10 protein-coding genes and 1 pseudogene are annotated in these 13,187 nt (G+C 74.2%); 4 read left to right on the top strand and 7 right to left on the bottom strand.

Annotated elements, in window-relative coordinates; genetic code table 11:
* The first annotated feature begins 196 nt into the window (after positions 1-196).
* On the top strand, positions 197-1,822 hold the full coding sequence (locus ACIP82_RS11650) for a DUF5691 domain-containing protein (protein ID WP_400653092.1): 1,626 nt from the start codon (positions 197-199) through the stop codon (positions 1,820-1,822).
* A gap of 73 nt (positions 1,823-1,895) precedes the next feature.
* On the opposite strand, the gene ACIP82_RS11645 is transcribed toward ACIP82_RS11650, so the two are convergent.
* Positions 1,896-2,303 (bottom strand): cobalamin B12-binding domain-containing protein, encoded by a 408-nt coding sequence (locus tag ACIP82_RS11645; protein WP_363605564.1) that lies wholly within the window; start codon positions 2,301-2,303, stop codon positions 1,896-1,898.
* Positions 2,304-2,619: 316 nt separating this feature from the next.
* Here ACIP82_RS11645 and ACIP82_RS11640 point away from each other — a divergent pair, with 316 nt between their 5' ends.
* Positions 2,620-3,480, top strand: a complete 861-nt coding sequence (locus ACIP82_RS11640; RefSeq protein ID WP_400653089.1) for a M23 family metallopeptidase — start codon at positions 2,620-2,622, stop codon at positions 3,478-3,480.
* Between the two features lie 37 nt (positions 3,481-3,517).
* Here ACIP82_RS11640 and pcrA read toward each other — a convergent pair whose 3' ends face one another.
* The 3 genes from pcrA to ACIP82_RS11625 form a co-directional block, all read right to left on the bottom strand.
* Entirely contained in the window at positions 3,518-6,163 is a 2,646-nt protein-coding gene (pcrA, locus tag ACIP82_RS11635) for a DNA helicase PcrA (protein ID WP_400653088.1), read from the bottom strand.
* 90 nt (positions 6,164-6,253) lie between these two features.
* Positions 6,254-6,958 (bottom strand): response regulator transcription factor, encoded by a 705-nt coding sequence (locus tag ACIP82_RS11630; RefSeq protein WP_363605560.1) that lies wholly within the window; start codon positions 6,956-6,958, stop codon positions 6,254-6,256.
* Positions 6,951-8,423, bottom strand: coding sequence for a PspC domain-containing protein (locus tag ACIP82_RS11625; protein WP_400653086.1), 1,473 nt, complete (start codon positions 8,421-8,423; stop codon positions 6,951-6,953). Before ACIP82_RS11625 ends, ACIP82_RS11630 begins: the two co-directional genes overlap by 8 nt.
* A gap of 132 nt (positions 8,424-8,555) precedes the next feature.
* Between ACIP82_RS11625 and ACIP82_RS11620 the strand changes: the two genes are divergently transcribed.
* Both ACIP82_RS11620 and ACIP82_RS11615 read left to right on the top strand, forming a co-directional pair.
* Entirely contained in the window at positions 8,556-9,998 is a 1,443-nt protein-coding gene (locus ACIP82_RS11620; RefSeq protein WP_400653084.1) for a PspC domain-containing protein, read from the top strand.
* Positions 9,995-10,210: a hypothetical protein gene (locus tag ACIP82_RS11615; protein ID WP_363605558.1), complete on the top strand. Its 216-nt coding sequence runs from the start codon at positions 9,995-9,997 to the stop codon at positions 10,208-10,210. Before ACIP82_RS11620 ends, ACIP82_RS11615 begins: the two co-directional genes overlap by 4 nt.
* A gap of 15 nt (positions 10,211-10,225) precedes the next feature.
* On the opposite strand, the gene ACIP82_RS11610 is transcribed toward ACIP82_RS11615, so the two are convergent.
* The 3 genes and pseudogenes from ACIP82_RS11610 to guaA all read right to left on the bottom strand — a co-directional run bounded on the left by ACIP82_RS11610 (position 10,226) and on the right by guaA (position 13,009).
* A complete protein-coding gene (locus tag ACIP82_RS11610) occupies positions 10,226-10,525 on the bottom strand; it encodes a Rieske (2Fe-2S) protein (protein WP_363605797.1) in 300 nt (99 codons plus the stop codon).
* Positions 10,526-10,714: 189 nt separating this feature from the next.
* Positions 10,715-11,209 (bottom strand): annotated as a pseudogene (locus tag ACIP82_RS11605) (DoxX family protein); the annotation flags it as partial.
* 204 nt (positions 11,210-11,413) lie between these two features.
* Positions 11,414-13,009, bottom strand: a complete 1,596-nt coding sequence (gene guaA / locus ACIP82_RS11600) for a glutamine-hydrolyzing GMP synthase (RefSeq protein ID WP_363605556.1) — start codon at positions 13,007-13,009, stop codon at positions 11,414-11,416.
* Between the last annotated feature and the right edge of the window lie 178 nt (positions 13,010-13,187).

Genomic DNA, 13,187 nt, shown 5'->3' with positions numbered 1-13,187 from the left:
GGGCGGGCCGGGGGGGGGCCCCGTGGGCCCCGCGGGCCCCTATCCAACCCCCCCCCCCCCCCCCCCCCCCCCCACCCCCACCAAACCACACCAACCCCCCCCCCCCCCCCCCCCCCCCCCCCCCCCCCCCCCCCCCCCCGCCACCACCCTCCCGAGAGCCCCCCCGAACAGCAACCACCAACCCACAGGAGCCCCCGTGCCACCCACCACCCCCGCCGACCCCTGGGAGACCCTCCACACCCCCGCCCTCCTCGGCACCGACCGCCGCCCCCTGCCGGCCGATCCCCCCACCGGCTCCCCCGCCCACCGCACCACCGCCCAGGCGGTGGACCGCACCGACCCGGCCACCGCCCTCCTCGAACTCGCCGCCCTGGCCGCCGTCCGCCGCCGCGCCGGTGCCCTCCCCGCGCCCGCCACCGAACCCCCCGGCCCGCCCGCTCCCGAGGACCCGCGCCCCGAACTCCCGCCCCCCGCCGCCCGTCGGCTCTCCCTGCTGCTCAGCAACCGCGGCGCCGGAAGCAGCTCGAGCCACGCCCTCGCCAACCTCGCCGAGCTGCTCCCCCAATGGCTCACCACCGCCCGCTCCCGCGGCTACCGCCCGCCCGCCGCTCTCGTCCCGGCCCTGCTGGACGCGGCCCGGGCCCGTAGCGAACTGCGCCCCGACGCGGTCGCACTGGCCGGCCCGCTCGGCCGCTGGCTCGCCGCCCAGAACCCGGACTGGCGCTTCGTCCTGCGCACCACCACCGACCCCGCGCCCGCCGCCGAACTCCCCGAGGACGACCGCCTCTGGCACGAGGGCCTCTTCGCCGAACGCGTCACCCACCTCACCGCGCTCCGCCGGAGCGACCCCGCCGCCGGCCTGGCCCTGCTCCGGAGCAGCTGGCCCACCGAACGCGCCGAGGACCGCCTGCTCTTCCTGGACGCCCTGCAGGAAGGCCTCTCCCTCGCCGACGAACCGTTCCTGGAGGCCGCCCTGGGCGACCGCAGCAAGAACGTCCGGGCCACCGCCGCCGAGCTGCTCTCCACCCTCCCCGGCACCGCCCTCGCCCACCGGATGGCCGAGCGCGCCCGCACCGCCGTACGCCTCTCGGAGCGCGGCACGCATCTGCTGGTCAGCCCGCCCGCCGCGTGCGACGCCGCCATGCAGCGCGACGGCATTGCGCTCAAGTCGCCCACCGGGCGCGGCGAACGGGCCTGGTGGTTCGGCGAGGTGATCGCCGCCGCCCCGCTGGCCGTCTGGTCCGGGACCACCGGCCTGACGCCGGATCAGCTGCTCGCCCTCCGGGTCGGCGACAGCATCGACGAGACCAGCAGCAGCTGGGCCGACGACCTGCGGGAGGCCTGGGCCAGGGCCGCCGTCCGCCAGCAGGACGCCGGCTGGGCGCGGGCGCTGCTCGGCCCCGCGCCCGCCCCGGGGAGGGGCACCCGGACGGGCCGCGCACCCCGGACGGCCGGCGCTCCCGCGAAGCTGCTCTCGGTGCTCCCGGCCGCCGAACGGGCCGCCTGGACGGCCGCCTTCGTCGAGGTGCACGGCCTCGGCGAGGCCTTCCAGCTGCTCGGCGCCTGCGCGACCCCGTGGACCCCGCCGCTGTCGACCGCCGTGGTCGCGGCGCTGGACCGGGCGGCCGCCTCCGGCGCGTACCCGTGGAGCCACAGCGGGGTGCTCGGGATGACCGAGCGGGCCCTCGCCCCCGGGACGGCCACCGCCGTCGAGGCCCTGGCGGCCTCCGCCGCGCCCGCCTCGGCCTGGGGCGAGACCTTCGCCCGGCTGGCCGGCACCCTGCGCTTCCGGGAGGCGATGCTCGCCGAACTCGACGGCTGAGCGGCGGTCTCCGACATGCGACCGGGCCGGTACGGAGCGGGAAGCTCTCCGTACCGGCCCGGTCGGCGTGGACTCAGCCGGCGGCCCGCAGGTTGGCCTCGACCCAGGCCACCACGTCCCGGGTCGGCGTGCCCGGGGTGAAGATGTCCGCGACGCCCAGGGCCTTGAGCTCGGCGATGTCGTCGTCCGGGATGATCCCGCCGCAGAAGACCTTGATGTCCTCCGCGTCGCGCTCCTTCAGCAGTTCCAGGACGCGCGCGCAGAGCGTCATGTGCGCACCGGAGAGGATCGACAGGCCGATGCCGTCCGCGTCCTCCTGGATGGCGGTGTCGACCACCTGCTCGGGCGTCTGGTGCAGCCCGGTGTAGATGACCTCCATACCGGCGTCGCGCAGGGCGCGCGCGATGACCTTGGCGCCCCGGTCGTGACCGTCGAGCCCCGGCTTGGCGACCACCACGCGGATCGGCCCTGACACACCCATCACTGCCTCCTGGACCTCGTCGTCCACCACCCCACCGGACCTCGTCGGGCGCGGGCGCGGTTAACCAGCAATAACAAACCTGAGGGGAGGTTAGCGCCACCCGGCCCGGTTGGCCGTGCCGCCCGGCAAGAGGAGGGGAAAGTCACAGCTTCGCCTTTCGCCGCCCGCTTTCCGTCCCTCCGTCACCGTCGGTGTCCCCACGGCCCTGCCTCTTGACATCCGGACTTTTGTCCGGATGTCGGCGTTACGACTACAGTCTCGGCTGTTTTCCCCTGTCCGTCGACGTGCCCGAGGCCCACCGAGGAGGCAGCCCCCGATGGCTCCCGAAGCAGCCGCCCGTCCGACCCGCGCCGAGCTGCGCGTGGCCGCCCGCGAACAGTCGCGCGCCCAGCGCCGCGACGCCGCCAAGGCCGCCACCAGAACGGCGCTGCTGCGGGTCGCGCTGCCGTCGGTGGCCGCGCTCGGAGTGGCCACGGCGGCCGCCGTGACCGTCCAGGGCGAAGCGGCCGACCAGCAGCGCGCGCAGGCGGCCGGCCGGGGGCCCGAGCAGGCCGCCGCCGACCCGGCCGGCGCCGGTGCGGCCGCCGGGACCACCGTCCGGCAGGCCTCCGCACCGGGCGACGCCGCTCACGCCTCCCGCGGCGACGCCCGCCAGCCGCTGTCCGGCACCCAGCCCGCCGCCGACCCGGCCGCACAGCCCACCACGGACCCGGCCGCGCAGCCAACCGCCGACCCGACCGCCGACCCGACCGCCGAGGCGCCCAAGCCGCCCGAGCGCCCCAAGATCTCCCTCCCGGTCGCCCAGCGCGGTCTGGGCGAGACGTTCGGCGCGTCCGGTACGCACTGGGCCGCCCGGCACACCGGCATCGACTTCCCGGTCGACGGCGGCACCCAGGTGCTGGCCGTCACCGACGGGACGATCCGCACCCAGTGGAATCCGTCGTACGGCTATATGACGATCCTGAAGACGGCCGACGGCACCGAGGCCTGGTACTGCCATCTGCGCTCGTACAAGATCCGCAAGGGCACGGTGAAGGCGGGCGACGTGATCGCCTTCGTCGGCAGCAGCGGCAACAGCACCGGCCCGCACCTGCACTTCGAGATCCGCCCGGCCGGCGGCGGCGCACCCGTCGACCCGCTGCCCTGGCTGCTCGCCCAGGGCATCGACCCGCGCTGACCCACCGTCCGCCGGCGCGGGCCCCGCCGCCCCGGTCCTACAGCTTCTCCACCGGCGCGTACCGCAGCAGCAGCTGCTTGCGCCCCTCCGAACCGAAGTCCACCGTGGCCTGCGCCTTGTCGCCGACGCCGGTGGTGGCCACCACCGTGCCCAGCCCGAAGGTGTCGTGGGTGACGCGGTCGCCCACCGCCAGCCCGACGACCTCGCGCTCGACGGCGCCGCCGGAACGCCGCGCCGACTGCCCCCAGCCCGCCTTCGGCGCAGCCGCCGCGGCGCCCCGCGAGGACCCGCGCGAACCGCCGCCGCTCGCGGCGAACCCGCGCCCGCCGAACGAGCCGGACGACCCGGACGAGCCCCCCGCGTACCCGCGCGGGGCCGGCGCCGACGCCGCCCCCATCCGCTTCCACTCCACCAGCGGCTCCGGGATCTCCTCCAGGAACCGCGAGGCCGGGTTGTACGAGGGCTGCCCCCACGCGCTGCGCAGCACCGAGCGGGTCAGGTAGAGCCGCTCCCGGGCGCGGGTCAGCCCGACGTACGCGAGCCGCCGCTCCTCCTCCAGCTCCTTGACCTGGTTGAGCGCCCGCATGTGCGGGAAGATGCCGTCCTCCATACCGGTGAGGAAGACCACCGGGAACTCCAGGCCCTTGGCGGTGTGCAGGGTCATCATCGTGATGACGCCCTGCCCCTCCTCGTCCTCGTCCGGGATCTGGTCCGAGTCGGCGACCAGCGCCACCCGCTCCAGGAAGTCGGCCAGCGAGCCGACCGGCGGTGCGCCGTCCTCGCCCGCGTCCGGCCGCTCCCCCGGGTCCTGCTCGTACTCCAGGGCCACCGAGGCGAGCTCCTGGAGGTTCTCCACCCGGGTCTCGTCCTGCGGATCGGTGGAGGACTGCAGCTCGGCGAGGTAGCCCGTCTCCTCCAGCACCGCCTCCAGCACCGCCGCGGGGCCCGCTCCGGACTCCACGACCTGCCGCAGCCCGGCCATCAGCGTGTTGAACTTCTTCACCGCGTTCGCCGAGCGCGCGGCCATGCCGTACGCCTCGTCGACCCGCTGCAGCGCCTGCGCGAAGGAGATCCGCTCCCGCGCGGCCAGGGCGTCGACCATCGCCTCGGCGCGGTCGCCGATGCCGCGCTTGGGCACGTTGAGGATCCGGCGCAGCGGCACGGTGTCCTCGGGGTTGGAGAGCACCCGCAGGTAGGCCAGGACGTCCCGGACCTCCTTGCGCTCGTAGAAGCGCACCCCGCCGACCACCTTGTACGGCAGCCCGACCCGGATGAACACCTCCTCGAACACCCGGGACTGGGCGTTGGTCCGGTAGAAGATCGCGACGTCGCCGGGCCTGGCGTCCCCGGCGTCGGTCAGCCGGTCGATCTCGTCGGCGATGAACTGGGCCTCGCCGTGCTCGTCGTCGGCGACGTAGCCGATCACCTTCTCGCCGTGGTCACCGGCCGTCCAGAGCTTCTTCTCGCGCCGGTTGGCGTTGCGCTCGATGACGGCGTTGGCGGCGCTCAGGATCGTCTGGGTGGAGCGGTAGTTCTGCTCCAGCAGGATCGTGACCGCGTCCGGGTAGTCCTCCTCGAACTGGAGGATGTTGCGGATCGTCGCGCCGCGGAAGGCGTAGATCGACTGGTCCGCGTCACCGACCACGCACAGCTCGGCCGGCGGCACCTCGGCGAGCCGCCCGGCCGCCGGGTCCACCAGGTCCCCGTCGACGGTGCGCTTCGGCGCGGCGGTGACCGAGCCCCCGCTCAGCTCCCGGACCAGCATGTACTGGGCGTGGTTGGTGTCCTGGTACTCGTCGACCAGGATGTGCCGGAACCGCCGCCGGTAGTGCTCGGCGACGTCGGGGAACGCCTGGAGCAGGTTGACGGTGGTCATGATGATGTCGTCGAAGTCCAGCGCGTTGGCCTCGCGCAGGCGCCGCTGGTAGAGGAAGTACGCCTCGGCGAGCTTCTTCTCCATCGGGTTGGCGGCCTGGTCGGCGTAGGTCTCCTCGTCGATCAGCTCGTTCTTCAGGTTGCTGATCTTCGCCGTGAAGGACTTCGGCGGGAACTGCTTCGGGTCCAGGTCGAGATCGCGGCAGACCAGCGACATCAGCCGCTGCGAGTCCGCCGAGTCGTAGATCGAGAACGAGGAGGTGAAGCCGAGCAGCTTGGACTCGCGGCGCAGGATCCGTACGCAGGCGCTGTGGAAGGTGGACACCCACATCGCCCGGGCCCGCGGCCCGACCAGCTGCTCGACGCGCTCGCGCATCTCGCCGGCCGCCTTGTTGGTGAAGGTGATCGCCAGGATCTCGCCCGGCTGCACCCCGCGCGCGCCCAGCAGGTGGGCGATCCGGTGGGTGAGCACCCTGGTCTTGCCGGAGCCCGCGCCGGCCACGATCAGCAGCGGCGAGCCCGCGTGCAGCACCGCCTCGCGCTGGGGGTCGTTCATCCCCTCCAGCAGCTGCGCCGGGTCCACCACCGTCCGGGCGGCGCCGTTGCGGTACCAGGAGTCCCGCTCGGCCTCGGCGGCGTGGTCGGTCTCGAACAGCCCCTGCGGAATCGCCTCCTCGTACGCGTCGTACGGGACGTCGTCCTCGTACGGCGGCGGCTCCTCGTCGGCGGGGGCGGCGGGCTGCTGCTTCGACCCGGCGGCGGGGGCCTCGAAACCGGGGAGCGGGAGGTCGTCAAAGAGGCTACTCATGGCACTCCGAGTCTATGGCCACCCACTGACAAGCCCGCCCGGCCGGAGGAACCGGGCCGGGCGGGCAACGGGGCGGCGAGGTCCCGGGGCTCAGACCAGCCGGCGCGCGGTGGCCCAGCGGGTCAGCTCGTGGCGGTTGCTCAGCTGGAGCTTGCGCAGCACCGCGGAGACGTGGCTCTCCACCGTCTTGACCGAGATGAACAGCTGCTTGGCGATCTCCTTGTACGCGTAGCCGCGGGCGATCAGCCGCAGCACCTCGCGCTCGCGCTGGGTGAGGCGGTCGAGGTCCTCGTCCACCGGCGGGGTGTCGGTGGCCGCGAAGGCGTCCAGCACGAAGCCGGCCAGCCGAGGCGAGAAGACCGCGTCGCCGTCGGAGATCCGGAAGACCGCGTTGACCAGGTCGGTGCCGGTGATGGTCTTGGTGACGTAGCCGCGGGCACCGCCGCGGATCACCCCGATGACGTCCTCGGCCGCGTCGGAGACGGACAGCGCCAGGAACTTCACGCCGCCCTGTTCCCCCATCAGCCCGGCCGAGCGGCGCAGCACCTCGACCCCGCCGCCGCCGGGCAGGTGGACGTCGAGCAGCACCACGTCCGGCCTGGTCTCGGCGACCACCCGGACCGCGGACTCCACGTCGTCGGCCTCGCCGACCACGTCGATGCCGGTGGCCTCGGTGCGCCCGATCTCCGCCCGTACCCCCGTCCGGAACATCCGGTGGTCGTCCACCAGGACGACCCGCGCGATCCTGCCCGGGCCTTCGGCCTGGGACGCCACCGCCGGCGCTGCCTCAGTCATCCGTTCTCTCCATCTCCAGCTCGACCTCGGTGCCGCCGTCCGGCGCGGACCGCACCCGTGCGGTGCCGCCGTTGCGCTTCATCCGGCCGATGATCGACTCGCGTACGCCCATCCGGTCCTCGGGCACCGTATCGGGGTCGAAGCCGGGGCCGTGGTCGCGGACGAACACCGACACCGTCCTCCCCTCCACCTCGGCGTAGACCTGGACCGGTCCCCCGCCACCGTACTTGGCCGCGTTGACCGTCGCCTCCCTCGCGGCCTGCATCTGTGCCGAGATCCGCTCGTCCATCGGGCAGTCGCCGACGATGACCACCTCGACCGGTACCCCGTGCCGGTCCTCGACCTCGGCGACCACCGCGCGCAGGCTCTCGGCCATGGTGTCCGGCGCGGCCTCGGCGGCGGCCTCCGGGCGGTAGAGCCAGAGGCGCAGCTCGCGTTCCTGGGCCCGGGCCAGGCGCAGCACCTCCTTGGGGTCCTCGGCCCGGCGCTGGATCAGGGTCAGGGTGTGCAGCACGGAGTCGTGGACGTGCGCGGCGATCTCGGCGCGCTCCTGGGCGCGGATGCGGGCGGTGCGTTCGGCGCCGAGGTCCTGCCACATCCGCAGCGCGTACGGGCCGACCAGCACCAGCACCCCGGCCAGCACCGCGAGCGAGGCCTCCACCACCGAGCCCAGGGTGGAGCCGCTGCCCTGCATGGCGAGGAAGGCGATGGTGCCGGCCACCACCAGCAGCACTCCGGCACCGACGCGGGTGTAGGCGCCGCGCCGCTTCTCGCTCTCCTCCAGGCCGAACCAGCGCTGCCAGCGGGAGTCGTCGGCCTGCCGCCAGACCAGCGCGACGCCGACGCCGATCGCCAGCAGCGGCCAGGTGTACGGCTTGGCGGTCTGCACGCCGAGCGAGCTGAGCAGGGCGATCAGGCCGATCACCACCATGACCAGCGCGGCGAGCTGGCCGAGGCCGGCCTGGCCGCTCCCGGCGGCCCGGGCCGGTGCCGCCCCCTCCTCGCCCGTCTCGGCGGGCGGCGCCCCGGCGGGCTCGCCGTGGAAGGTGTGCTGCAACTGCTCCCGCAGCCGGTCGAGCCGCCCGCGCCGGCCCTTGCTCAGGGCCGCCCCCGGTGCCTGCCCGAGCCCGGTGGGCACGAAGGCGCCGTTGAGGTAGACCCAGTGGGCGCCGCGCTGCGCGGGCTCGCCGATGCCGATCGGCACCACGAACCAGAACGCCGCGTACAGCGGCACGCCGATGCCCTGCGCGAAGAACAGCAGCACGAAGGCGACCCGGACCCAGGTGACCGGCAGACCGAGGTGCACCGCGAGCCCGTGCGCGACCCCGCCGAGCATCCGGCCCTGCGGGCTGCGGTAGAACCGGCGGTACGGCGGCCGGCCGTCGGCGGGCACGGCCGGATCGGGGCCGGCCGACGGCGCTGCGTCGGGGACGAGGGGTCGGGAGTCGGAACCGGGGGCTGCCACGCCACGATGGTTCCACGCGGGCGGGGCCGGACGCATCAGGGTGCCCCCCTACCCTCTCTCAGGGACAAGTCAGGGTCCGGACAGGGCTCGGACCGGTTGGGCCGGGGCCCGGCAGCCACCAGGATGGTGGACATGACCGAAGACCACCCCCTCCAGGAGACCGGGCCGAACTCCCCGCCCGAGCCGGAACGCCCCCCGCTGACCCGGACCGAGCACCGCCGCGTGGTGGCCGGTGTCTGCGGCGGCCTGGGCCGGCATCTGGACATCGACCCGGTGGTCTTCCGTGTCGTGACGGCCGTGCTCTGCCTCTCCGGCGGCCTCGGGCTGTTCCTGTACGGGCTGGCCTGGCTGATCGTCCCGACCGAGCCGGTCCCGGACGGCAAGGGCGGCCGCACGGCGGGCCGCACCGAGCTCCAGCGGGTGCTCACCGGCCGGGTGGACGGCCAGTCGGTCGGCGCGGTGCTGCTGACCGTGATCGGCACCGGGGTGTTCTTCTCCTCCATGGGCGACGGGGACCAGATGTTCCCGCTGCTGCTGCTCGGGGCCCTGGTCTTCCTCGCGGTCCGCTACGACCCGGAGCGCCGCCGAGGCCGCCGGCGCGGCCGGGAGCGCCGCGGCGGCCCGTTCGACCGGCACTTCCCGGAGCAGGAGCCGTCGGGCTCCGCCTACTCCTGGCCGCGGCCGGCCGAGGACCAGCGGGCGCGGGCGCGGCACGCCGAGGAGCGGGCGGCCGGAACGGTCCCGGCCGACACCCCGCACACCGGGCCGAGCGGCTACCTGTGGGATCCGCGCCACCCCGAGCGCAACCCGTACGACGGCGCCGCCGCACCGCACGGCACACCCGTCCCGCCGGCCGGGCCGCAGGCGGAGCCCTGGTGGCGGCGCCCCGACCTGCCGCAGGGCGATCCGCTGCGCAAGGGCGGCCCGGCGGCGCCCCCCGCGGCCCCCCCGGTGGTGCACCGCCGGTGCGAGCGCTCGGCGCTCGGCTTCTTCGGCCTGCTGGTGGCGGTGGGTGCGGCGACCGCCGTCTGGTCGGCCTCGGCGGACCGCAGCACCACGGTGCTGAACGCCACCGTGCTGGCGACCGCCCTGCTGGTGGTCGGTCTGACGCTGCTGGTCGGCGCGAAGTTCGGCCGGGCCCGGCGGCTGACCGTGGTGGGGCTGCTGCTCACTCTGGCGCTGAGCTTCGTCGGTCACTCGTCGGTCTCGATGCAGAACGCGGCCGGCCATCGCAGCTGGAGCGTCGTCTCGGCGAGCGAGCTGGAGCCCACGTACGTCCTCGGGGCCGGCGACATCGAGCTGGACCTGGCCGGGCTGGACCCGGCCGGTGCCGCCGTGGGCACCACCGTGCAGCTGGGCATGGGCAACCTGACCGTCACGCTGCCGTCGGACGTGACGGTGAACCTGCGGACCCGCGTCGTGCTCGGCAACGTCCGGGCGCCCGGTGAGCCGGTCACCAGTGACCGGACCACCCGTACGTACCAGTACCAGCCGTTGAACGGTCAGACATCCAAGGGCACGCTCGACCTCCAGCTGACGGTCGGGCTCGGCGAGATCAAGGTGGTCCAGTCGTGAGGAAGCACCAGCTCGACCTGTTCTCGCTGATCGCGGGCGGACTGTTCACCGTGATCGCGGTGCTCTACCTGGTGGCGTCGCTGAACGACATCACGGTGAACGGCCGGATCGTCATCCCGGTGACGTTCATCGTGCTGGGCGTCGGCGGCCTGGCCGGGGCGGTCGCGGCGATGACCCGGCGCGGCCGCTGCGACGAGCCCCGCCGGGACTGAGCACGCCCTGGGGCGTCAGCTCTGCAGCGGCCCGAGGTTCAGCTTGTCGCCGTCCTTGGTGACGCCGTACCTGGGCAGCGCCTTGGTGGCCGGCCCGTTGACCACGGCGCCGGTGGCCGCGTCGAACCGGGAGCCGTGGCACGGGCAGTACAGCTGCCCGTTCTTCGGCGCGTCGACCGCGCAGCCGGAGTGCGTGCACACCGCGGAGAAGGCGCAGTACTGGCCCGCCTTGGGCTGGACGATGTAGACGGCGTCGCCGGTGGCCGGGTCCTTGACCTGGGCCGAGCCGCCGACCGGGACGCTCGCGGCGGCCACCGAGACGGCCGGCGCGGCGGGACCGGCCGGGGCGGACCGCTGGGGCACGGCCGCCTGCTTGGGGCGCCCGAAGGTGGCCGTCAGCGAACCGGTGAGCAGCCCCCCGCCGCCGATCGCGACGGCCGCGATGCCGCCGTCCACCACCGACCGCCGCCTGACGTGCTGCTCACGCAGCCCGCGCGCACGGTCCCGGGCCGACCGCCGGGCGAGGTAGCCGTCCACCGACAGGTACGGGGTGCCGGCCAGCACCAGCGGCGTCCAGGCCATCAGGTAGGCCAGGTCGTTGCCGAGGTAGTACGGCGAGACGTTCCAGCTGACGGTCAGCCAGAGGCTGAGGCTGATCAGCGCCCCGCCGAGCGCCGCGGCCCGGCCCCAGAGGCCGACCAGGGTGCCGAGGCCGACCGCCAGCTCGCCGAAGGCGATGGCCAGCGCGAACGGGGTCGGCGCGTGCAGGGCGGCGCCGAGCAGGAAGGAGACCGGGCTGCTGTCCCTGACCGCCTGGGTCTGCGAGACGAACGACGCCGGGTCGCCCGCGCCGGCCAGGTAGTGCGAGTCGGAGAGCTTGTCCAGCGCCGCGTAGACGAAGGTGACGCCGAGGAAGATCCGCACCGGCAGCAGCGCGTACCGCGAGGCGAGGTTCTTGCGCCGGACCGCCCGGCCGGCCGCTCCCCCGCCGGCCACCATGGAGCTGCTGGCCTCCGACATCGCTCACACCTTCCTTCCCTGCCTGCCACGCCCGGGCAGGTCCGGTCCGCATTCTGCACGGTCGCGAGCGCTTTCGGTGGGAGGTCCCACCCGTCCGGCGCCCGGTACACCGCGAACGGCCGCGCCGCCGCTCCCTTGTCCACGGGAACGACGGCGCGGCCGCTCAGTGCCGGCGGGGAGCGGTCACTCCCACTCGATGGTGCCCGGCGGCTTGCTGGTGACGTCCACCACCACGCGGTTCACGTCGCGGACCTCGTTGGTGATCCGGGTGGAGATCTTCGCCAGCACGTCGTACGGCAGCCGCGACCAGTCGGCCGTCATGGCGTCCTCGGAGGACACCGGACGCAGCACGATCGGGTGACCGTAGGTACGGCCGTCGCCCTGGACGCCGACGCTGCGCACGTCGGCGAGCAGCACGACCGGGCACTGCCAGATCTCGCGGTCCAGACCGGCCGCGGTCAGCTCCTCGCGGGCGATCGCGTCGGCGTCGCGGAGCAGGTCCAGGCGTTCCTTGGTGACCTCGCCGACGATCCGGATGCCCAGGCCCGGGCCCGGGAACGGCTGGCGCTGGACGATCTCGTCCGGCAGGCCGAGCTCCTGGCCGACCATCCGGACCTCGTCCTTGAACAGCTTGCGCAGCGGCTCGACCAGCTGGAACTGCAGGTCCTCGGGCAGGCCGCCGACGTTGTGGTGGGACTTGATGTTGGCGGTGCCGGTGCCGCCGCCGGACTCCACCACGTCCGGGTACAGGGTGCCCTGGACCAGGAACTCCACCGACTCGCCGTGCTCGCCGGCCTCGGCCACGATCTCGGCCTGGGCCTGCTCGAAGACCCGGATGAACTCCCGGCCGATGATCTTGCGCTTCTCCTCGGGGTCGCTGACCCCGGCGAGCGCGGTCAGGAACCGCTCCTGCGCGTCGACGACCTTCAGCTGGACGCCGGTGGCCGCGACGAAGTCCTTCTCGACCTGCTCGGTCTCGCCCTTGCGCATCAGGCCGTGGTCGACGTACACGCAGGTCAGCTTCTCGCCGATGGCCTTGTTGACCAGGGCCGCCGCGACCGCGGAGTCGACGCCGCCGGAGAGGCCGCAGATGGCGCGCTTGTCGCCGACCTGGGCGCGGATCAGCGCGACCTGCTCCTCGACGACGTTGCCGGTCGTCCAGGTCGGCGCCAGGCCGGCGCCGCGGTAGAGGAAGTGCTCCAGGATCTGCTGGCCGTGGTCGGAGTGCAGCACCTCGGGGTGGTACTGGACGCCGTAGAGGCGGGCCTCGTCGTTCTCGAAGGCCGCGACGGGCACCACGCCGGTGGAGGCGGTGACCACGAAGCCCTCGGGGGCGGCGGAGCAGGCGTCGCCGTGCGACATCCACACCGAGTGCTGCGCCGGGACGCCCTCGAACAGGGTGGAACCGGCGCGGGAGACGGTCAGCGGGGTGCGGCCGTACTCGCGGGCGCCGGTGTTGTCGACGGTGCCGCCGAGCGTCACGGCCATCAGCTGGAAGCCGTAGCACATGCCGAAGACCGGCACCCCGGCCTCGAAGATCGCGCGGTCGATCCGCGGCGCGCCCTCCTCGTAGACCGACGACGGGCCGCCGGAGAGGATGATCGCCTTCGGGTTCTTGGCGAGCATCTCGGCGACCGGCATGGTGCTCGGCACGATCTCGCTGTAGACCCTGGCCTCACGCACCCGGCGGGCGATGAGCTGGGCGTACTGGGCACCGAAGTCGACGACCAGGACGGTGTCGGTCTCAGGTACGGACTGGTCGGGAATAGCAGAGGACACGGACGGCCTTCCGGCAGCGGTACGAAAGGTGTCGCGCGCCACGCGTCCTACAAGGGTGGCGGCGGGCGACGGGCTGGGGGTCTGAGGCCGAGTCTACCGGGCGGCCCGGTTTCACTCGTCTGCCCGCCGCCGGGACCGTGACCGGCCGGGTGGCCGGTTCGTTGCTCCAGACGACCGT

Origin of the sequence: Kitasatospora sp. NPDC088548 (assembly GCF_044753005.1) — a bacterium.
Classification (GTDB): domain Bacteria; phylum Actinomycetota; class Actinomycetes; order Streptomycetales; family Streptomycetaceae; genus Kitasatospora.
Note: the sequence above shows the minus strand (reverse complement) of the source record. Positions and strands in the feature narration are given on the sequence as shown.